The organism is Streptomyces sp. NPDC021080, assembly GCF_044333225.1.
Taxonomy (GTDB): Bacteria; Actinomycetota; Actinomycetes; order Streptomycetales; family Streptomycetaceae; genus Streptomyces.
Window position 1 is genome coordinate 125190 of the sequence record NZ_JBIRQM010000002.1, and the last position, 22008, is coordinate 147197.

The 22008-nt window shown below is 69.3% G+C and carries 13 protein-coding genes and 1 tRNA gene; 11 read left to right on the forward strand and 3 right to left on the reverse strand.

Annotated elements, in window-relative coordinates; genetic code table 11:
- Positions 1-837: 837 nt before the first annotated feature.
- Entirely contained in the window at positions 838-1590 is a 753-nt protein-coding gene (locus tag ACH4S8_RS04665) for a hypothetical protein (protein ID WP_398390899.1), read from the forward strand.
- Between the two features lie 549 nt (positions 1591-2139).
- Positions 2140-2574 carry a peptidoglycan-binding protein gene (locus tag ACH4S8_RS04670; protein WP_398390901.1) on the forward strand — a complete coding sequence of 145 codons (435 nt, stop codon included), beginning with the start codon at positions 2140-2142 and terminating at the stop codon, positions 2572-2574.
- A 228-nt stretch (positions 2575-2802) separates the two neighbouring features.
- Here the strand turns inward: ACH4S8_RS04670 and ACH4S8_RS04675 are convergent, their stop codons facing one another.
- Positions 2803-3201, reverse strand: a complete 399-nt coding sequence (locus ACH4S8_RS04675; protein WP_398390903.1) for a hypothetical protein — start codon at positions 3199-3201, stop codon at positions 2803-2805.
- A 302-nt stretch (positions 3202-3503) separates the two neighbouring features.
- Between ACH4S8_RS04675 and ACH4S8_RS04680 the strand changes: the two genes are divergently transcribed.
- Positions 3504-4388 carry a DUF6424 family protein gene (locus ACH4S8_RS04680; protein ID WP_398390905.1) on the forward strand — a complete coding sequence of 295 codons (885 nt, stop codon included), beginning with the start codon at positions 3504-3506 and terminating at the stop codon, positions 4386-4388.
- Between the two features lie 197 nt (positions 4389-4585).
- Positions 4586-5623: a hypothetical protein gene (locus ACH4S8_RS04685; protein WP_398390907.1), complete on the forward strand. Its 1038-nt coding sequence runs from the start codon at positions 4586-4588 to the stop codon at positions 5621-5623.
- 242 nt (positions 5624-5865) lie between these two features.
- Here the strand turns inward: ACH4S8_RS04685 and ACH4S8_RS04690 are convergent.
- Both ACH4S8_RS04690 and ACH4S8_RS04695 read right to left on the reverse strand, forming a co-directional pair.
- A tRNA-Gln gene (locus ACH4S8_RS04690) sits at positions 5866-5938 on the reverse strand.
- 68 nt (positions 5939-6006) lie between these two features.
- On the reverse strand, positions 6007-7380 hold the full coding sequence (locus tag ACH4S8_RS04695) for a hypothetical protein (protein ID WP_398390909.1): 1374 nt from the start codon (positions 7378-7380) through the stop codon (positions 6007-6009).
- Positions 7381-8130: 750 nt separating this feature from the next.
- Between ACH4S8_RS04695 and ACH4S8_RS04700 the strand changes: the two genes are divergently transcribed.
- The 7 genes from ACH4S8_RS04700 to ACH4S8_RS04730 all read left to right on the forward strand — a co-directional run bounded on the left by ACH4S8_RS04700 (position 8131) and on the right by ACH4S8_RS04730 (position 22007).
- Entirely contained in the window at positions 8131-8730 is a 600-nt protein-coding gene (locus ACH4S8_RS04700; RefSeq protein WP_398390911.1) for a hypothetical protein, read from the forward strand.
- 285 nt (positions 8731-9015) lie between these two features.
- Entirely contained in the window at positions 9016-9261 is a 246-nt protein-coding gene (locus tag ACH4S8_RS04705; RefSeq protein WP_398390913.1) for a DUF3761 domain-containing protein, read from the forward strand.
- Between the two features lie 406 nt (positions 9262-9667).
- A complete protein-coding gene (locus tag ACH4S8_RS04710) occupies positions 9668-13366 on the forward strand; it encodes a hypothetical protein (protein ID WP_398390915.1) in 3699 nt (1232 codons plus the stop codon).
- A gap of 255 nt (positions 13367-13621) precedes the next feature.
- The gene (locus tag ACH4S8_RS04715; protein ID WP_398390917.1) at positions 13622-13813 is read left to right on the forward strand and encodes a hypothetical protein; all 192 of its coding nucleotides are present in this window, start codon (positions 13622-13624) and stop codon (positions 13811-13813) included.
- Positions 13810-16110 (forward strand): LamG domain-containing protein, encoded by a 2301-nt coding sequence (locus ACH4S8_RS04720; RefSeq protein WP_398390919.1) that lies wholly within the window; start codon positions 13810-13812, stop codon positions 16108-16110. Before ACH4S8_RS04715 ends, ACH4S8_RS04720 begins: the two co-directional genes overlap by 4 nt.
- Positions 16107-17507 carry a ComEC/Rec2 family competence protein gene (locus tag ACH4S8_RS04725; protein ID WP_398390920.1) on the forward strand — a complete coding sequence of 467 codons (1401 nt, stop codon included), beginning with the start codon at positions 16107-16109 and terminating at the stop codon, positions 17505-17507. Before ACH4S8_RS04720 ends, ACH4S8_RS04725 begins: the two co-directional genes overlap by 4 nt.
- A gap of 6 nt (positions 17508-17513) precedes the next feature.
- Entirely contained in the window at positions 17514-22007 is a 4494-nt protein-coding gene (locus tag ACH4S8_RS04730) for a DUF6603 domain-containing protein (RefSeq protein ID WP_398390922.1), read from the forward strand.
- The last annotated feature ends 1 nt before the right edge of the window (position 22008 follow it).

Consider the following 22008-nt stretch of genomic DNA (forward strand, 5'->3'; position numbering starts at 1 on the left):
TAATCGGCCACTTCGGACGCGATGTCGAGGGGCACCACCATGTGTCCTTCTGCACGACCTCATGTGATTGCCAAGGCAACAATATTGGTGACGAACCGTTCAAGAGTTTCGCCGATGCTCCACCCAGTACCGTGCCCGCCCCCAAGATCGGACGTCCTCCGCAAGTCGACTGCGAATCAAGCCTGTTCGAGTGCTGTGGCTCTGCGCATGCTCGCCGTGGCAGACACGAGCCGGGCGCAGGGAATACGCAAGGGAACGGCCTCGACCTCGTTCGTGCCCCCTCCGGAACGGGCAGCCCTTGGCCTCCGACAGCTCGATCCGCGACCGGAGAGCAGGTCGGTTCTCCACGGCGGCGCGGGTGAACAAGAGCAGACTCCGCCTTCTCCATCGTCCGCCCTGGGTTGCGCTTTCGCATCCTGGAATGTACACGAATTCCATTCAATTTCGGACAGTTGAAGTGGATACCGAGTACGGGTGGCACGAACTGCCCACCGGGCCACCCTTCCCGGGTCACCCCCGCCAGGGCAGCACCGAGCCGGACTGCCGGCGGGCCCTACGTCACTCTTTACAGCATGGAGGCTCGGAACGGGCGACAAGTCGTTGACGGGGAAATACATTTGACGGATCAACCGTAAGGTTTCTCGTTCAACTTGGTCACATCGCGCCCACCCTCCGTCCATCAACTGACTTTCCCTTCAAGGACCTTGACCCCGATGGCGACAGGAAGATCACGCAGGATTGGATATCCTGAAATGAGGTGATTCAACGAGGCGATATTCGACGCCTCCGTTCAGGGATCTCCACAGGACGTACACGACAACGTGTGGGAGCGACGCCATGCACCTCTCGCCAATCGAGATCAAGGTCAACATCGAGGACGACGTGACAGCGGCGCTCAAGGTCCTCGGCACATCGGGTAGTGCGATGACCACGCGCCGGATTTGGTTCGCCGAGGACCAGGAGGGCGTCGCCCGGGGAAGCGTGCCCCTGCTGGACGGCGGCGTGATCGTGAGGTTCAGAATCGGCGACGGTGCGGACGACCTGACCGTCAAGTTGCGCCCGTGCGTCCGGGAGCAGCTGGTCGGCCGGTTCTCCGCTCCGTTCGACGCGGAGCCGTTCACATACAAGATCGAGGAGGACTGGTCGGGGAAGAACCGTGTGCTGTCCGCTTCTCTGGTTCATGATCACCCGCCGGGGGCGCTGTCGGGTGTGGCGGAGCCCGGAGCCGATCCCGCCACGATGATCGACGCCGTACAGGACCAGTTCCTGCAGGCCTGCGCGCCCACCGTCCGGCTCGGCAGGCTGGTCGCCCTGGGGCCGATTCACTCGACGAAGTTCGACGACGTCCGACTCGACGACCTGGACGTGGACCTGGAGGCGTGGTCGGTCGCCGGTCTGGACTTCCTGGAGGGGTCGATCCGGGTGAAGCCGAAGGACGAGGACGATCTGGAGACGCTCACGGCACGGGCCGAGCGCAAGCAGGGAAAGCTGGAGAACGCGATACGGGACCGCGGGGTGACACTCTCCGAACATCCCGAGAGCAAGACCCGACGCGTCCTCACCGCTCTGGCAGGGGCCGGGCAGACCTGAGTGATCAGCCACCGCGCCGTCTTGTCCGACACCCCGTGCAACCCTGCGACGGTCTCCGGCGCGGCGCAGCTCAGCACCACCAGTCACCAACCCCCGCCCCGTCGAGTTCGGCCGCCCGGATGTCTCCGATTCCCCACAGCTTCGCACGGCACTCGCCACCCCTCCGTCCGCGCAGGCCAGGATTCGGCGCGGTCAGGTGACGCCCGGCGTGATCTTGGGGTCCCAGGGGTGAGGCCGGTGGCCGTGCAGACCTTGATCCGGCGAACCCAGCCTCGGCCGCGTGGGGCCTCACAGGTGCGTGACCGCCGAAAAATCCGCTTCCGCGCCAGGGACTTGCGCCACGGACGTTCCGGAACAGAGAACGGGGCGTCAGCGATCCGTGGGGCGACCCGTCGCCGTGCCGCGAGAGATGCACCGATCGGATACCGGTCCGGCACCATGTAACTCGGCACGCGACCACACCATTATCCAAGCAGTTGACGCGTAAATAGCTGAATAGCAAATGACTTCACGTTTGCGTATCACCAAAGGCCTACTAGAGTAGGCCATATGAGTGAGACAACAACGCAGTTCTACGTCGTGAAGAAGGGCGACAACCTGACCAAGATTGCCGCCATGTACGGTCTGACGCTGAACCAGCTTCTGGACTGGAATCCGGAAATCACCAATCCGAACATGATTCAGGTAGGACAGCGGGTCCGCGTCTCCGCGCCTGAGTCTGCAAGCGAGTACGAGCCCTTCCCCGGTACGGACTTCTTTGTGCCGGACACGGCCAGCCCGATCATCGAGGCCATGGGCTACCGCCTCGTCGAGGAGCACTGCTCGGCCTACCCCGGTGAGCCCGACTACCAGTGGAGCGACGCCGACAAGGCCTCGTACTCCAAGTGGCAGCGCAAACTGGGATTCTCCGGCTCGGACGCGGACGGAATTCCGGGCAAGAAGTCCTGGGACAAGCTCCACGTGCCCGCCGTTCTGGTCGACTGATCAGCCGTCGGCCTCCTCGCCCGCCGACCGTTCCCTTGCCGATCCGGCGCGGGGTGCAGGCCCTGCTGGAGGGACGACGGTGGTGCGGTCGGCGAGGGCCGGGGGGCCATGCTGCGCGCGACGTCCACGGCTTCGAGGACGGCGGTCAGTTCCGTCTCATCGGTGAGACGTCGGCGCGCGTACTTCTCCACCACGATTCCGCGGCGACCCTGCGCGGATCGTCACGCGTCAGGTCTTCCCTGAACCACGGCGAGGAACCCCGGAAAACAGGGGCGCCACCTCGTCGGGAGAGGAGAGGAACGACTTCAACCAGAGCAGGCGTGCGGTGTTCAAGTGAACCTGCGCCGCGGTGACATGAGACCCGAACGGCGCCCGGCGATGCTCGTCGAACGTCACGGTCTCCTCAGCGCGCTCGAACTCTTCCTCGGCCGCACCCAGAATCGTCTGGCTCTCGGACCTGCCGGAAACCTGCATGGCGTACCGGCGCTCGCCGAACCAGAGCTCTGAGTTTGCGGACTGAGGCGTGGGTGTCCTCACCGAGCTCCCAGGAATGTCGTTCGCGATACCGCTCCGAGTACCGCCCCGGAACCCTTCCTCGAATCCGGTGACCAAGCCCCATGCGCCCATGGTCCGCATTCAGCCGGGTGCGGGTGGCGATTGGCCCGAACAGGGCGTGCGTCGCCCCGAGTTGCCGAGAGCGTCCGGCCGATGTGTTCCCAGCCTGCGGGACGAGCCGGGCGCGCGACAGGTGTCCCCGCCGGGACCACGGCTGTGAAACGCCAAGTGACGCACGCACGGCGGGACTTCAACAGAAACGACAGCTGTCCGGCCGGCTGGCCCGGCCTTGACTCCGGGCGCACGATGGAAGAAGAGGCACAAGCACTGCGAGCCTGGCGCAAGTCCACGTCACCGGCGCGAGGAGGCCGACCATGACGGACACCGCTTCAGCTTCGGCAACCGATTCCGGCCCCCCGCCAGCGCTGACGCTCGGCGGCACGGAATCGGAGAACCACCCCTGGAAGATACAACTGGTCGATCATCCCCCGCGTTTCGAGTCGACGTTCTTCCAGGCCGCGAAGAAGGTCGCGCACAAGATCCTCGCGGAGATGAGCGAGGACGACCTCCCCTACGGGCCCCGGCCCACCGGCGCCGAACACTGGGAGATGCACCACGGCGGCAGCCTGTGGGTCAAGGGGGCCGGTGGCTGGCGGATGTACCGCGCGCGGGTCGGCATCGAGTGGAGCATGCAGTTCTGCGCCGACCCGGCGAAGGTGGACCGGCTGCGACGGGAGGCCGCCGAGCTGGTCGGTGCCTTCCCGGACACCCTGCCCGCCCTGACGCAACTGGGTTACGGGAACGCCGAAAGACTGCTGAGCACGCCGATCACGGACGCCGACGGCGTCGAGCAGTGGACCGACTCCCTGTTCAACGCGTGCGTACCGATGGGCCACGGCAACCACCAGGGCGTCCTGCCCAAGGTACCCGGGGAACACCACTACCCGTGGCCCGTCAAGGGCGCCGACTTCGTCCGGTACGACGACTTCCAGCTGTGGGTGACCCTGCCCGACGGAAGCCATGGCGCCGTGGCCCCGGTGGACCGGCGCGGATCGGGCGACGGACACGTACGCCTGATGCACGCGCCCGAGGGGAGCCCTGCGGGCGAAGCCCTCGTCAAGGCCCAGGACCTCGGGAAGATGGCGGTCTTCCCTGCCAACAGCACCGTCGCCCTGGAGGCGTTCAAGCAGCAGATCGAGCCTGGGCGACGCACCGCGGCCGGCACCCTCGTCACCGCCGCGACGCCGCGGCGGGGCTGAGCGGGCCCGGCACACCAGCGGTTTCAGTGTCGACTTCCCTCACCAGGCGGCCACTTGGACGAGATGCACCCACATGGTCAGAGACGGCCTGGCCCTGTTGAGAGGCTCGCAACAGCGGAAGAGGCGAAGTCACTCCGCTCGAGGACCCCAAGCACAGACCGGTCGGCGCTCGCTCCTCGAGGAGAAGAGAGAACCTCATGAGTCGAGCCAATACGGACAAGAGATCGATATCCCACACCATCGCGAAGTCCCGCTGGCGAGTCAACTGTGCAACCCGAACCGACTGGATGGAATGCACAGCCAGGATAGCGGCGATAAAGCGCGACTGTACGATCGATCCAGAATCCGGAAAATGGAGCGCCGGACCGGAAGAATTCCGTGTCGCCTACAACGGGGTGTTGCTCAACACGACACAGGCAAAACGGGCAGCGCAATCAAAGTGCATACCTTGGGGATACGCGGGCTATGCCGATATCGCCATCTCCCGGATGCAGGCGGCCGACGCACTGTTGATCCGCCTCCTGACGGACGAAATGCTCTGCGGTGAACTTCCCAGGATCAGGCAAACCGTACAGAGCCACTTGGAACCCCAAGACCAGCGGCGTAAATGGCTTGACTCCTTCAAGGAGCAGGACGGGGAAGGGATTGCCGCAGTCGACCGCCAGCGAATAGAGAGCGCACTGCGCGGGGCATACATCGCGAACGGATTCACCCGCGGCCGACTTCGGACGTTCAACCATATTCTTCTCGTGGCGGCGGTCGTCCTCATTGCCCTGACGGTACTGCTCGGAGTCCTGAACGCAAATTGGGGACCCATCCTCGCGTGCAGCGACCTCGGAGCCAATCCGCTGTGCCCCTCGGGTGATAAACCGAACCACAACAACATCCTGCTGATCGAACTCATCGGAGCAGCCGGGGCAACGGTTTCCGCAGTATATTCGTTGGCGCGCGCACAGCGAGTCGAAGACCCCTACATGGTCCACGTCGGCCAGGCGATACTGAAGGTGTCCCTGGGCGGAATAACGGCAGTTCTCGGGCTGATCCTCCTGCTTGCAACGCCAGGATTCCACGCCACCACGACGTGGCAGATCCTCGCCTTCGCAGTGATCTTCGGATACTCTCAGCAAGCGTTCACCCGATTCATCGACTCCAAAGGTGACGAACTCCTGAAGGCCGCATCTCCGAATGGCAAAGAGAGTTTCTCTGCCGCCGGAACAAAAAATCAAGAAGAATAGGAACAGTGGACATGTCTCCACACTGTTGTCCGGATCTTGAGAACTGGATTCGGCGGCAGGGTCCCGTCATGGACGTCGACCGCCTCACGTCGGCCTCCGGCCGGCCGGCATCGGCTCTCGAAGACTTCAGCGGAATCAGTGTCAGCCAGTCCGCCCGTTGAACCAGTCGCGCGAAATGAGACCGGCTCGGCTGCATCGCCGGCCGCAGTCAGGACTGACGAAAGCGACGTCAGGTGAAGCGGCGACGAGGGCAGGATTCGAACCTGCGTCCACCCGGGATCAGAGCCGGGCGCTCCTCCGCAGAGCTTCCTCGTCGCCGCGTCGATCATGACTGAGACGCATGTTTCGGGCAACCGAATTCCCCGAGCCCCCTGGGCAGGCAGTCACAGCCACTCGCTCGCCGCCGCGCGTTTGCCCTTGCCGGAGAACACTCCTGCCGACCGGAGGGCACTGGCCATGAGAGGGTCCGCAACGGCGACACCGTGGACGAGTTCGGGCGTCCGGCGGAAGGCGACGGCCTCGGCCTTCGGCCTGGCAGCGGTCCAGGCGCCGGCGACGGGATCCCTGCGATACCGGGCACAGACTGCCTCGACCAACGAACGTGGGCATTCCTTCTCTCCCCTGAGTACTTCCCAGGGCAACGGCAGCTCTGCCCAGATGTAGGTGTCAGGGTGCAGCCCGCCGCCGCTCATGCGGTGCCAATACGCCACGTCGGCAGCCATCAGCCGGGGAACCTTGCCCGGACAGACCTGGTCCAGAATCTTCTCCTGGCCCAGTTCGGTCAGAATCGCGAACCAATGCCCCCGGGCCGTGTTCCATGCCTGCGCGGCTTGGTTCCACGTCGACGAGTCGTCGCCACGGCGCACGATCATGGTTTCGCGCTCCAGCGGGTGCCGGTTCCAGGCGTCCTCCAACAGGTCCGCGACCTGGCGCAGGAAACCGTTCCATCGGACCAGCAGTCGGGTGAGGTCCTCGTCGGAGACTTCGGCCAGCACTTCCGGCGTGGGGTGCACATGCGCGACCGCAGACCAGCAGGTCCGCTCGGGCTGCGCGCGCAAGCGCCGGAACAGCGCCTCGGCGACCTCGTCGTAGACCTGGCGCTGGCGGCCGTTCGTGAAGACGCTGCGCATATAACCCCGCGCCGTGATGTACGCGATGAAGGCAGCCGTGTCCGGGTCCACGGCGAACAGACCGTACGGCAGTACGTGCGCGAGTGCTCCCTTGCCCGTCATCGTCACGTCGCGACGGCGGTGCTCGTGGATCAGCCGCGCCAGTTTGGCCTCCATGCGGCGCAGGAGACGGAAACGCTTGTTGTACTGGCGTTTGGAGACCTCGCCGAGGCCGGCGGCCATGCGCTCGGCCCGGTCGAGACGGTCCATGCCGAAGTCGTTCTGGCCGTACACCCGGCCTATGGACTCGCCCGCACGCCGGATCACCGCCTCGATGCGGTCCGGATCGTCTCCGGCGCTGTCCGGAAGCTCCGGCACGTCCGTGAACAGGGTTGCCGCACGGGCGAGCTGGCGCTGCGCGCCGACCGGGCGGGCAAAATCCTCCCGCATGGAGGTGTAGCCGTGCCAAATGTTGCGCAGCGAGTGCTCGGCGGCTTTGGCGAGGGCCGCCTCGGTGGCCTCGTCGAGTTCGGTGCCCCGTGCCGCATACAGGTCCTGGATGAGCCGGGCCACATCCTCCGGACGCTTGCGCAGTGTGAGCGAGGCGTGCAGTTCCCGCAGGAGTTCTTCGACGGTGGGCGACAGCATGAGCCTCACCTTGTCATTCCCCGGCCATGTGCCCAACTGGATATCGACGGGCCGCAGCCACGGATCACCCCGCAACTGTGATCATGGAGTGTCGGTGCGCACTGATCGCTGCAGGGAAAGGCCGCGCCTGCCACGCCGTCATCGCACGTCTCCCCCGGCAGGGCCGACTCGCCGTCTCCGGTCCGGCCCGCCCGGCCCGCTGAACCGGCCACGCCGCCCGCGGGAACGGTCATGCTCCATTCAAGGGGGCAGCTGCAACAGCGCGCCGACAACTCACCGACGCGATGGGCTCCGTCATCATCTTGACCAGCGGAAGTGGCGCCGCATGGCTGCCGCCGCAGCTGCCCCACTCCGGTGGCATGGGCGACCTGCGCAACCGATAATGAATGCGTGGCCCGGTGTCGCTCGTGGACGAGACGGGAAGCGATCAGGCCGCCGGACGCAGGATCCCCCACACCCCCGAAGATCAGCACATGCGGTGTGTGATGCGCACGATGAGACCCCTCCTGCGCGGTCAGGCCGGTGGCCCCCCATCGAATCACGCCCTCCGGCGTTCCGGGGCTGACCAAGTATCCGTTCCCTCGCCTTCTGATCCTGAGATCGATTCGGGTCAGGACGAGTTGACGCGCACTCAGCATGCTCGACGGCATGGATGGTGACGGCGATGCGGCGGAACGCAGCCGTCGAATCTTCAACATCGACTTCCTCGTGGACGCCTGAGCCGAAGGCGCCGGTGGGAGCACCGTGCACATGACGCAGCCGCCCGACGACCTCGTCTTCGAGGAAGGGTGGGGTACGGCCATGGACGCGGTCACCTTCGAATCGAAATGGAAGAGCATCATGTCCGAGATCGAGGCCGTATCGATTTCACGCGACGCGGCCGACTACTTCAGAACCGCGGCAAACTACATAGCCGAGGACGCCGCGATCAGGAGGTTCCGCTATCACCTCCTCCGGCTCACCGCCTCGGCCGGTCTCACCGACAAGGACGTCGAGGAACTCGGCGAACTCGGCCGCCTGGTCTTCCGGGAGGACCGCACGACCGATCAGACAGCCCGGATCGCACAACGGACCGACGCCAGCCCGCTCGCCGTCACCATCGCGAAGGTGGTGGAGGAAGGCACGCCCCCATGGCCGGCCGACCCCAAAGCCACACTGCTGGGCGCCGTACTGGGTGCCTACATATCGCTCAGAGCGCTGAGCGACGCATCGGGTTCGCGTCCTGACGTCACTCTTGTCGCGACGTCGGGAGCAGTCGCCGGTGCGCTCGCAACCAGTGCGAGCACGTTCGTCATGGGGAACATCAAGCAAACTTCGCTGGACGACTACCTCGACGTTCGAGAGGGCTAGGAGAGCTTGGTGAGGTTCATTCGTGGGTGAGGTGTCCACAGGGCTCCGGGAGTCGTTGTCGCGCCCGCCGACCGGGGCGACCGGGGCGACCGGGACGACCGGGCCGCTCGCGTCCGAGCGGGGGGCGTCTTGGATCACTCTGCCGTACGGGTGTTCGCGCTGGTCGAACGCCCGATGACGGGTCGGCCACGACTGTCGCGATCCGGCGATCAAGGGGCGACAACGCACCGTGAGGATCAGCCGACGGTGACACGATCGCATCTTCACATCACTGAGGGGGACTTCATGCTGACCAGATTCCGGGGCGCTGTGGCTGCGGCCGTCATGGCGGGCGCGCTGCTGGCGCCCGTGGCCGCTGCCACCGATGCCGCGGCCGCCTCGTGCGCCCACCACACCACGGGGGTGTGCAAGGCGAACTCGCCCCATCCGCGCGGCGCGACGGCGAAGTGCAAGGACGGCACCTACTCCTACAGTGCCAGTTTCCGGGGTACCTGCTCCCACCACCGGGGCGTCAAGTACTGGTACCGGTAGGCGGACAGCCGAGGACGCCCCCGCCCGGCCATGGGCGGGGGCGTCCTCGGCTTCGGCCCAAGTCGTCGCGGCGAGCGGCGCGGCGACGGCCGCGATCCGGTGAGCGGGGCAACCCGAACCGGGCCCGTCGGCACGGCACGGCGGTCTCCCCTCACGACAGCTCCTGACGCACCGCCAGCCGACGCCCCGTCCGGCTCCGGCTCCGGCTCCGGCTCCGGCTCCGGCTCCGGCTCCGGATCCGGCTCCGGCTCCGGCTCCGGCAAAGTACCGCCCTCCCCCAGCGCGTTGACGCGGCGCAGTCGCTCCCCTCCCCATGCGGAATGCCGTTCTTTTGCCTGTCTGCTGCCTCGTTGCCGGGCGGGACGGTGTGCGCATACTTCGGGGCGCCGGGACTGGGGAGAGCGCCATGGGCAGACTGCTGGTCGTACCCGTACATCTGGACGCGCTGTGCCTGGCGGGGGAACGCCAGGTCACGGAGCCTTTCACGGACTTCACGCGGTTGCCGTACACGGATCCCGCCGACGGGCACGACCACCAGGCGGACATGCCGTACGTCAGCGAGACGCTGCTGTCGGTGCCGTTCCAGGACCAGGGCTTCCGGCTGAAGGCGGGCGTCCATCTGCACTGGTCGCTGCCCGACGCGCTGACCCGGCTGCCGTCACAGGGCACGGCGGGCACGGTGCCGGCGGTGCCCAACCGATGGCTGGTGACCCGCAGCGCGGGCGGTGCCGTGGCGCAACAGTGGGTCGTCGAGAGCGACTTCCTGGCCGAGGACAACGCGGGCGGCGTGCCATACCCGTACATCGCGGACCAGATGGAGGGGCCCGAGGGGCTGCCGTACCGGCTGCTGGGGCGCCGGGTGCCGTTGAGCGCCTGGCAGTCGGCCGGGCGGACCGGCTCGGCCGATCCGGCCGAACAGGCCTGTTATTTACGGATGTTGACAGCGGTGGGCTACGGGGAACCGGCCTTCGCGTCGTTCTATCCGCACTGCCACAGCGTGTTCGGGCTGCACGACCCGGCGTTCTCCGGCGTGCCGTCCGAGGACGTGACGTACGACGTACTGGGCTGGTACGAGGATCCGGGCCAGGACGAGCTGGCGGCGGTGCTGGCCGGGCCGCGGGATGCCGGGACGGGCTGGTCGGACGTGCTGCGCGCTGCCCTCGGCTGGACGGTGACCGACAGCGGCGGCGCACCGGAGCGGATGGTGTGCTGGGGGCGGATCGCGTTCGCTCCCGGAGCGGGAAAGCACGAGGACACCGCGGGTGACGACACCGGCGTGTGGGTGGGCAACACCCCGACGGAGGCGCTGGCCGCCCATCTGGGCGCCGTGCTCGGCGGCACCGGCCTGGCACCGGACGACCTGGAGAACCTGCTGGAGGCGCTGGCCTTCGCCGAGGACCTGGAGTCGGCCCCGCTGGACGTCGGCCTGAAGCTGCTGGAGGCCCGGCACGCCGACACCTTCCGGGCCGTACCGTCCGGAAACCTGTGGACGGTGACGGACGAACGGTCCGGACAGGGCGCGGACGCCGATCTGACCGCCCTGCCGCGCGGCGCCGGGGCCGCGCTGAACACGCTGAACCTCGCGCAGGCGGCCTGTGACCGGGCGGGCGCCGAACTCACCGGCTTGCGGCAGGAGTTGTACGCCGACTGGTACCGCTACATGCTGTGCGTCTACCCGCCCGACATCGGCCGGGACAGCTGGCCGGACCCCGACCAGGTGCTCTTCCACCTGCGCCGCCAGGCCGCCGTCATCGGCCGTCGTACCGCCCTCGCCGAGGCTCTGGGCCAAGACCGCGACGCAGCGCGGGCCGCCGCCGAGGCCGTCCTGCCCGACGGTTACCGGCTGCTGCCGGGCCCGGCCCCGCAGTATTACTTGCCGAACGAGCCCGTGGTGCTGCTCACCGGCCCGGCCGCGAACCCCTCCGACCGCTTCGGCCAGGACGGACTGCTGGAGTGCCAGGTCACCGACGGCGACATCCCCGCCGGTGCCGAGGCCCTGCGGGCCCTGCGCGACACGGTGGCCGCGCTGCCCGCCCTGGCCGCGCTCACCCGTACCTGGGAGACGCAGCCCTGGCATCCGCTCCTGCTGCAGTGGGAGGCGGAGTTCTTCCCAGCGGGCCCGAACGGCAACCTCGGCCGTCCGGCGGACCGTGACTTCCGTACCGACTTCATCACGGCCGCCTACACCCTGCCGGCCGACCAGGTGGAGCTGCGCCCCCGCGCGGCCGGCGGGGCGGTGCTCGCCAAGGGCGCCAACGTCTACACCGGCGGCGCCGTCCTCTCCCCCTCGGCACGTCCCCTGCTGGCCGCCCGCATCCTGCGCTACCTGGCCGGGCCGGTACTGGCCGCGCTGGACGGAACCGTCACCGAGGAGGCGTTCACCGCCGATCCGGAGCCGGCCCTGGACCGCTTCCTCGCGTCCGGGGCGGCCGATCAGCGGGCGGCCACCCTGATCGCCGTCCACCGCCATCTGTCCGCGAACGAACAGAACAACCTCGCCCAGGCGCTCGGCGGCTTCGACGACGCGCTGCTGATGCGCAGGCTCGCCCGCCAGCTGCCGGTCGCCGACCCGCTGGGCTTCCCCGACCACCGCGCGGTGACCGAGACCGAGGTCGCCCCCGCCGTGGCGGGCGAGAGCCGGTACACCCCGCAGCCGCTCAGCGACTTCAACCCCATCAGGGCCGGAGCGATGCGGCTGCTGCGGCTGCGCATGGTCGACACCTTCGGCACCGTACGGGACGTCCCCGTCGACACCGTGGGAACGACCAGCCAGTTACGGGTCGAGGGGCATCCCGGGTGGGTCGGCCTGCCGCCCCGGCTCGCCCAGCCGGCCCGGCTGTCGCTGCGCTGGCTGGACGCCGACAGCGACCTGGCCGAGATGAACGACATCCCCGCCACCTCGCCCGTGTGCGGCTGGCTGCTCGCCAATCATCTCGACGGCAGCGTGGCCGTGCACGCCGCCGACGGCAGCGCCCTCGGGGCGGTGTACGCGCTGCCCGGCGACCCCGAGCCGACCGGCGGCTCCGGGGCGACGACGGTCCCCGCCCTGTGGCAGCCCGCCCCCGGCCGGGCTCCGGTGCCGGTCGACGGTATCGGCAACCCGCACCTGCGGGCGGTCGTGGCCCGACTGCGCGGCTCGGGCCCCGACGGGGTGGCCGCCTTCCTCGGCACCCTGGACGAGGCGCTGGCCGCCGTCGAGCCCGAGGACTACGCCCTGCACCGGAACCGGGCCCTGCTGGTCAGCCGCCCGGTGGCGGTGGTCCGGGCCACGGTGAGCCTGGAACTGGCCGGGCGCCCGGCGCTGCACCAGGACTGGAACGTCTTCCGGCAGGACCTGCGCCGCGGCGGCTGCGAGAGCAACGGCTTCACCCGGGTGCGGTTCCCCGTCCGGCTCGGCGACCACGGGCGGCTCGGCGACGGGCTGGTCGGCTACTGGCCCGAGGAGTCCGACGGGCGGCTCGGCCCGGTGCTGCACTCGCTCACCGACGGGGACGAGACCGAGGACGCGGCGCTGTTCCAGGCGATCGACGCACCGGCCCGGGCGCTGACCATGCTGGTCGACCCGCGCGGCGCCGTGCACGCCTGCTGCGGCATTCTCCCGGCGAAGGCGCTGCGCATCCCCGACGCCCACTACCGGGACGCGCTCGCCGCGATGGAGATCGCCTTCCTCACCGCGCCCGTGCTCGGGGACGGCGCCGCCGCGGCCCCCGATCTCCCGCTGCCGGACGAGCCGGGCTTCGTGTGGTGCTGGCTGGAGCGTGACGCCCCGTCCGGCACCGGCTGGCTGCGCACCGGCAGCGAGCCGCTGATCGACCGGGCCGCGGTCCTGACCGCCTTCCCCGGCGATCCGGGCCTGTGGCGGCAACTGACCGACGCGGGCTGGCTGACGCCGCTGGACGACGACACCGCCCTGGTCACCCCCGTCGAACAGCGCCCGGCGCTGCCCGCCGCGCCAGTCGGCCTTGCCGACGCGCTCACCGCACTCCTGGAACGGCCCGCGCTGGCCCAGCCGCGCCAGGACGCCTCCTTCGCCGCCCGGCCCACCGCCCGGGAAGGCTGGCTGACCCTGCGGCCCCGCCCGACGACGAACACCGGCCGACAGTGACACCGCGCACGCACCCGGCGAGCACCGCCCGGCAGCGCCACCGGACCGCACCGGACGCGCACCACCCGACAGTGACACCGACGCGGGCCAAGCGAGCGCCACCGGCAGGAACGCCGGATGCGCAGCGCCGGTGGTGACACCGGACCCGCAGGCCACCGGCCGTGACGCCCCGCCCGACATCCAGCACCAGCCGACGTGACGAGCACCCATCCGAAAGAGCCGAACGCCGACCGACAGTAGGGACGCACCCCGCCCATGCCCGCGACGCCGCCCCCGGACAACGCCCCCGGCATCACCCTCACGCTCGGCCTGGACGAGACCAACCTGGTCCTCGAAGCGCTGGGCCAGATGCCCTTCGCCCGCGTCTACCAGCTGATCGCCGCCATCCAGGAGCAGGCCCACAAACAACTCACCGACCAACCGGCCGACGGGGGGACCCCGGCATGACGACCGCCGATCTCATCCTGCACTGGCACCTGGACGAGGTCCTCGCCGAGGACGGCGTCGTCGACGCCTCCGACAACCATCTCAACGGCACCCCCGAGGGCGCCCCCAAGAGCCTTCCCGACGAACGCTTCGGCAGTTGCCTGGCGTTGGACGGCGCGGCGGACGCCCTGACCCTGGCACAGACCCCCAGGCTGGCGCTGCCCACCGGCTACACCGCCGAAGCCTGGGTCAACCCAGGCCACTTCCCGGCCGACCGTGCCGGGATCGTCGCGACCACCGCCCAGGTCTTCGCCCTCACCCTCGCCGCCGACGGCTCCGTCGTCCATACCGCCGCCGGGGCCGCCGGGGCCACCACCGCCACCGCCCCGCCCGGCTCCGTACCGTCCGGCACCTGGACGCACATCGCCGCCACCTCCGACGGCCAGGCCCTGCGGACGTACATCAACGGCACCCTCGTCACCGAACGCCCGCTGCCCACCGGCACCGCCTCCGGACCGGCCGCCGACGGCCTGGTCGTCGGGCACTCCGCCCAGAACACCGCCGGTCACTACGACGGCCGCCTCGTCCACATCAGGGTCTACGACGGCCCGTTGGCCGAGGCCGATATCCGCCTCGACATGGCCGAGGACGAGGCGGAGCTGGCCGCCTTCGTCCGCGGCCACCCGGTCGACTTCGACCTGGCCGACCAGGACCAGCACCCGGTCCTGTACATCGACGACGGGCCCGCCGGCCGCCCGATGACGCTCACCGTGACCAACTCCTCCCGGCAGGAGATCACCCTCCGCCCGCTCACCGGCCGCGTCTCGGCCGACAACCACCACCTGGCCCTGCGATTCCGCCCCCAGACCCTCGCCACCACCCCCGAACCCGAACTGAACTCCCCCGGCTGGCAGTTGCTGCGCGCCCCGGACCTGAGCACCGGCGGCGACACCCTCTACTTCCTGTGTGCCACCCCCACCCCGCTGCGCCCCGGCGCGCATTTCACCCTGCCGCTGACGGGCATGAACGCCGACGGTCGCGGCGGCACCCGGGGCACTCGTGTCGAACTCGGCTACCAGCAGCTGTCCTTCACCGGCGAGACAGACGAACTGACCGGCTCCCGGCTCCAGTTCCTGGACGTCATCAACCATCTCGGCCGTAGTGACCCGCCGTTGCGGGCCGCCTTCTCCGGCGGCAACCGGGTGCTCAGCGACGGTGTCACCCCCAACACCCTGCGGCTGCGCATCGCCAGCCCCTCCCACGACCAGCCCATCACCCTCACCGGCACCGGCGACGGGGCGGACGGCGCGTCGGCGATCGTCGTCGCCCTCGACGTCGAGCACGCGGGCGAATCCGAGGACTGGGACCTGCTGACAGCAGGTGCCGCACCTGCCGTCAGCCTCTCGGTCACGGGCAGCTCGGACGCGACCACACTGCCCCTCACCGCGTTCCCCCAGCCCCTGCGGGAGATCGGCGCCCAGAGCCTCCAGTGGAAGCTGACCGCGTCCCGCACGGTGACCGTGCCGCCCACGGGCTGGCTCGAACTGACCCTTACGGGCATCGTCACGCCCGCCTCCCTGGGCCAGTCCCAGGTGTACGTCAACTTCGTCAACGTGCCCGGCTACGCCGACGCCTCCACCGCCGTCACCGTGGAGAAGTCGCCCCTGCTGTTCGCCGGACAGCGGGCCGGACTCGGCACCACCACCCCGCAGGCCAAGTTCCAGATCATCGACGCGCCCGGGCCGCCGTACACCGGCAGCCTCATCCTCGGTCCCACCGACGGCACCGACTCCAATCTGCGGATGGGCTACGACACCACCTACAGCTGGATCCAGTCGCACGGCCTCAAGCCGCTGGCCCTCAACCCCATCGGCAACAACGTGGGCATCGGCACCACTTCGCCTTCGCCCGGCAACGCGCTCACCGTCGCCGCCGACTCCGGCCATCTCCAGCTGCGCCGCGACAACGTGAACGCGCCGGCCGGCAACCTGCTGTTCCTGGAGCTCTTCCAGGCCCAGTCCACCACCCAGACCAACCCCAGCATCCGCTTCCACCAGTCGAACAACTTCTGGCACCGCATCGAGGCGCGCCCTGGGGGCTTCCATCTCAAGACCGGCGACCTGACCAGCGACGCGCTGGTGGACCTCTACGCGTCCACGGTGTACGCCCAGCAACTGAACCTGGACGGACTGCTGTTGCGCCTCCACGACGCGGAGGTCATCAACCAGCTGTCGTCCGGCGAACTCCAGGTCGAGCTGTACGACTTCCCGCACAGCCGCAGCGGGGGCACCTGGACGCTGAGGCTGGTGGGGCAGTGAGCGACAGCGGCGGTATCGAGGGCGGGACGGTACGGGAACGCGAGGAACCCCCGAAGAAGAAGCACAAGAAGGATCGGACGGCAGACCTGGAGGACCGCGCGGAGACCATGCGCGTGGAGTTGGCGCACTGGGCCACGGACATCGCGGAGTTGAAGAAGACGGCCACGACGGTGCCCGACATCAAGCTCGGCTCCATGACGGTGACGTGCGTCAACGTGGGTCAGGGCGACTGCACGCTGGTCGTCACCCCCTCGGGGCGCCGCTTCCTGATCGACTGCGGATTCGACCCACGGAGCACCAGTCCGGGCCAGGCCGACAAGTTCAACGGGATCAAGAACAGTCTGATCGACGACGCCGTCCGGTCGGCCGGCTTCCTCAAGGACACCACGGTCCTACACACACTGGTTCTCACCCACGCCGACGTCGACCACAACTCGCGCATCGCGGAAGCCCTCGACGGGTGCACGATCTATCACGTCTACCACAGCGGCATCTACGGCAAGTACCAGCAGCAGACACAGAAGTTGGTCGGCAAAGCCGCCACCCCCGAACCGTCGACCGACGGCGGAACCGTGGACCCCAACGCCACCGAGGAAAACCCACCCATCAAGCAACTCGTCTGCCGCTGGACGAACAAGGACAACCACAAGGCAGGCACGCAGACGGCCCAGATCCTGCTGAGGAACAAGCCGGTCGCCAAGTACGGAACGGACGCCGACAGCATCGACTTCCCCGTCACGGGTGGCATCCGCATCTGGCGCGAAGAGAAATGCACGGTGACCGTTCTCGCCGCGGGCGTGGCGCCCAAGTCCTACACCGCCGTCCAGGACGCCGAAGGTGTGTCGATCCAGGACGGCTCGAATGCCGAGAACGAGAAGAACACCGGCAGCGTCGTCACGCTGTTCCAGGCGTTCTCCGGCGCGGACACCAAGAAGGTGTTGATCTGCGGTGACACGACCCGCAGTACGGAGCAGTACCTACTGGACACCCACGCGGACGCCATCAAGGACGTCGATCTCCTGCTGGTGCCGCACCACGGCAGCGCCACCACCTCCTCCGCCCCGGACTTCATCGCCCAGGTGAACCCGAAGAACGCGGTCATCAGCGCGGGCGGCCGGCTGAGCCAGTACCGCCACCCCAGGTGGGCGACCGTCAAGCGCTATCTGGAGCACTTCGTCACCGCGAAGACCGCCCCGGTCGCCGCGCACACCGTCGTCTGTTTCGCCACCGAGGAGGAGACCAGGCCCCGCCCTCCCGACGAGAAGGAGCAGAAACGGCTCGGGATCACCGCACTGAAGAGCGTCGAGGCCGTGAAGGCGGGCTGCTTCGAGATCACGATCACCTACCCGCTGTACATGACCCCGATCGGGACTCTCCTCACCGACGGGAAGGGATGACCGGCCATGACACCCGATGAACTGCGCGGCGCGGTCACCGTCACGGACGGCCGTGTCGACCTCGCCCTCGACGCGCTGGTCGGCGGCCCGGCGGCGGTGTTCCTCGGACGCCTCCTGACCGGCGGACGGCTGGTGCTCCGGGAGGCGTCCCGCGCCGACACCACCGGCGGCGTGACCGTGTCCGGCACGGGAAACGCCGCCCCCTTCCACGGCATGACGGTCATCGCGGCCCTGACCGCCAGCGGCGACGGCCAGGTGGTGGCGGTCGTCGAGGGTGACGGCGACGAGGCGTGGTCGTTCGCGGGAAACCTCCCGGGCCTGAACGGCACCGTCTTCGACGGCATGTCCTTCCAGCGGCCGAGGCTGCGCGTCGACTCGGCCGCCGTCGCCCTGGCCGAGGCCGCGGTGCCGGGCAGCGGATCGGCCTCCTTCACCGGCACCCTGGTCGTCGGCACCCGACTCGTCCTGCTCGACCTGGTCTTCGCCGGGACGGAGCACACCATCGACGGGACCGTGCGCATGGTCTCCGGGCTGCCCGGCTCCGACGCGGTGACCGGCACCGTCCCCGACCTGGTGCTCAGCGGACCGACCGGCGGCAGCGCCGACCTCGGCCTCTTCGCCGTCGAACAACTCCGCTACGAGATCTACGGCAACCCGCGCTTCAGCTACTACCTGGCCGACTTCAACGTACTCGCCTCGCTCCGCATCACCGGAGTGATCCCCTTCACCACGACCGCCGGGCGCAACGAGGTCGTCCTGTCGATGGAGGTGGTGGGCGCCGGCGAACAGGTGCTCCTGGAAGCCGACTTCAGCGATGTCGGGCCGATCCGGCTGTCCGACGCCGCGGCCCTGGTCGGCTCGGCCGGGCTGCCCGTGCCGGGCGGCTTCGGCTTCGACATCACCGCGCCGGTCCGCCTCACCGACCTGTCGCTGTTACTCACCCCGGGCGCGCCGGACCTGGTGGCCTCCATCCGGGTCGTTCTGGAGACGCAGGACACGTGGCCCGTGGTCCCGGGGCTGCTGACGCTCCAGGCCGTCGACGCCTCCTTCCGGATCGAGCGACCGCTGTCCGCCGCCCCGGTGGTGCTGGGCAGTCTGAGCGGGCTGCTGGCCGTCGGTACCAGCGGCACCCTGGAACTCGTCATCGACTTCGGCTCCCGGACGCTCGCCGGACAGTTGCGGGACGGCGACGGGCCGCTGCACATCCGTGAGATATATCGGCACTTCATCGGCGGCGATCCGGGCCACCTGCCCGACATCACCGTGAAGGCGTTCGACTTCCTGCTCACCCTGCCTGGAGACGGTCAGGAACTCGCCTACAACGGCACGATAGATCTCGCGACCGACTGGCAGATCACCGACGACTTCTCCCTCGCCGGGGTCGCCTTCACCCTGGACCACTCGGACTCGGCCACCACCTTCACCGGCGCCGCGGACTTCGTGGTGGGCGGTGTGGCCGTCCACCTCACCGCGGGCTACGACCCCGACCCCGCCGAGGGCTGGACCTTCGCCGGGAGCTCCGAGGCGGGCGTGCGCATCCCCATCGGCGATCTGGCGGACGATGTCGCCCAGCGGTACGGGGCGAGCCTGCCCGCACCGCTGGCCGGGCTGACCGTGGAGAACCTCGGAGCGTCCTTCACCAGCGGGCGAAACCAGCTCCTGCTGACCGCCGAGGTCACCCTCCCCGTCGGCCCGTCCACCACGCTCGACCTCATCGTCACCGTCGACACCGGCGCACGCCGCTACAGCGGCGACTTCACCGTCACCGTGGACGGCACCTCCTACGCCTTCACCGTCCGGTTCGCCGACAGCCCGGACGCCCAGCGGTTCGTCGCCACCTACCGCCACAGCACCCCCGCCGGCCCGGCGCCCACCCTCGAACGGCTGGTCGAGGCACTGTCGCCGTCGGCCGCCCAGTACGTCCCCGACGGCATCACCGTCGATCTCAAGGACGCCCTGTTCGCCTTCGACAAGGCCGGGCTCACCAGTGTGTACGTCCTGGGCGCCGACCTGGCCGTCACCGTCGACCTGGCGAAGCTGCCCCTGGTGGGCGAGCGGTTCGCGGGCAGCGGCGGGGCCTTCGGAGTGGACCCGCTGCGGCTGCTGGCCGTGTCGGGGCCGCTGGCCGCGACCGAGGCGGCCGGGCTGAACGCACTGCTCCCCACGGAGGTCGCCCCGCTGCCCGCGGCCGCGGACCTGGCGGCCGGGTTCACCGCCGATGCGGTGCTGAGGCTGGGCGAGCTCACCCAACCGCTGAGCCTGCCCGCGCCGAGCACCGGCACCGGCCAGACCCGGCCCCCCGCCCCTTCCCCCTCCCCCGCTCCCCCTCCCGGACAGCCGAAGGCGACCGACGACAACGTGGTCTGGTACAAGGTCCAGCGCACCTTCGGACCGGTCACCTTCCAACGGGTCGGCTTCGCCTACCAGCGACCGCCCGCGGGAGCCGCCAAGCTGGCGTTCCTGCTGGACGCCTCGCTGAACGTGGCCGGGCTGGCACTCACCCTCGACGGACTCGCGATCGGCATCGACCTCGCCGACCCGGCAGAAGGCCCGCAGTTCGCGTTGCGCGGGCTGGGAGTGTCGTACACGTCGGGCGAGGTGGAGATCAGCGGCGCGTTCCTGGCCGGCACCCTCGCGTACCAGGGCCGCGAACTGCCCTCGTACAGCGGCAAGGCGGTGCTGCGGACCAAGACCTTCTCCCTCGGCGCACTGGGCTCGTACGTCCAACTGCCCGAAGGCCCCTCGCTGTTCGTGTACGCCTTCCTGGACTACCCGATCGGCGGGCCGCCGGTCTTCTTCGTCGAGGGACTGGCCGCCGGGTTCGGCTACAACCGGCGCTTCATCGCCCCGGACGTGGCCGATGTCGCGGCCTTCCCGCTGGTGGCCGAGGCCGCCGGGACACAGGCACCCGGGGAGCTCGCCGACGAACTGCGGTCGCTCCAGAACTACTTGCCGCCGTCACCGGGTGACTTCTTCCTGGCGATCGGCGTGCACTTCAGCTCGTTCCGGATGATCGACTCGGTGCTGCTGCTCGCAGTGGGCTTCGGGCACCGCTTCGAGGTCGACCTGCTCGGGCTGTCCACCCTGGTCCTGCCGTCCCCGGACGCGGTCAAGGCCGGGGCGACACCGCTGGCACAGGTGCAACTGGCGCTGCGCGCCACCTTCGTTCCCGACGAGGGATACTTCGCGCTGCGGGCCCAACTCACCCAGAACTCCTTCCTGTTGTCCCGGGACTGCAAGCTGACCGGCGGCTTCGCGTTCCAGGTGTGGTTCGGCGAGGAGCACAACGGCGACTTCGTGCTCAGCGTCGGCGGCTACCACCCTCGCTTCAGCGTCCCCGCCCACTACCCGGCGGTCCCCCGGCTCGGATTCACCTGGCAGGTCAGCCCGCAACTGGCCATGAAGGGGGCGGCGTACTTCGCGCTGACCCCCTCGGCCCTGATGGCGGGCGGCAGTTTCGCCGCCACCTGGCAGGACGGGTCGCTCAAGGCGTGGTTCAGCGCGTCGATGGACTTCCTGATCGGCTGGAGCCCGTACCACTACCAGGCGGACTTCTGGGCGAGCATCGGGGCGTCGTACACCTTCAGCTTCTTCGGCACGCACACCATATCGGCCCATGTCGGGGCCCAAGTGAGCTTGTGGGGACCGGAGTTCAGCGGGCGGGCCGCCATCGACATCGGTATCTGCTCCTTCACCCTGGCGTTCGGTACGGCGGACCCTGCCGGGCCCCGACCGATCGACTGGGCGGCGTTCCGCAAGGCGTTCCTGCCGGCGTCCGACGACGCCGTGGTCACCGTGGTGCTCCAGGACGGCGCGGCGGGCACCGGCGCAGCGCCGTCCAAGGACGATCTGGGCAGCGTCAATCCGCTGGAACTGGTGCTGAGCACCGACTCGGTCATCCCCAGCCATGATGCCTACCGGGGCCCCGAGCGGGGCGGCCCGGCACTGGACACCACGGGCGCGGTGACCGCGTTCGGGATCGGTCCGCTCGGCCGGGACCGCGACCACCCGGTGCCCGCCACCCAGCGCATCGAGATCCGCCGGGCCGACGGCAGCCGGGCCGACGACGGCTTCCGCTTCGAACCGGTGACCAAGAACCTCCCGGCGGCCCTGTGGGGCAACCGGCTGGTGCCGTCCGTGACCGATCCGGCGCTGGTCGCCGATCTGCTGACGGGCTACACGATCCGCCCCTTGCCGCCCATCGAGCCGGCGACGTCACCGTTCCTCCCGCGTGCCGTGCTGCGCGCCGCCACGGCGCTGGACACCCAGCAGGACGCCTACCACTGGGTGGACCGGCCGGCGTTCGTCCCGGACGGCCGGGACGCGGCGGCCCGCCGCCAGGTGATCGCGGACTCCGTCACCGACCCCGGCACGGCGGCCGTGCGGTCGGCGGTCGCGACGGCGGTGCTGAACGGGGCAGCCGACGAAGGACCTCTGAATCTCGGGGGGTTCGACGCGGCCGGGTTCCTGGTCGTGCCTCAGGTGGGGGTGGAGCAGTGAG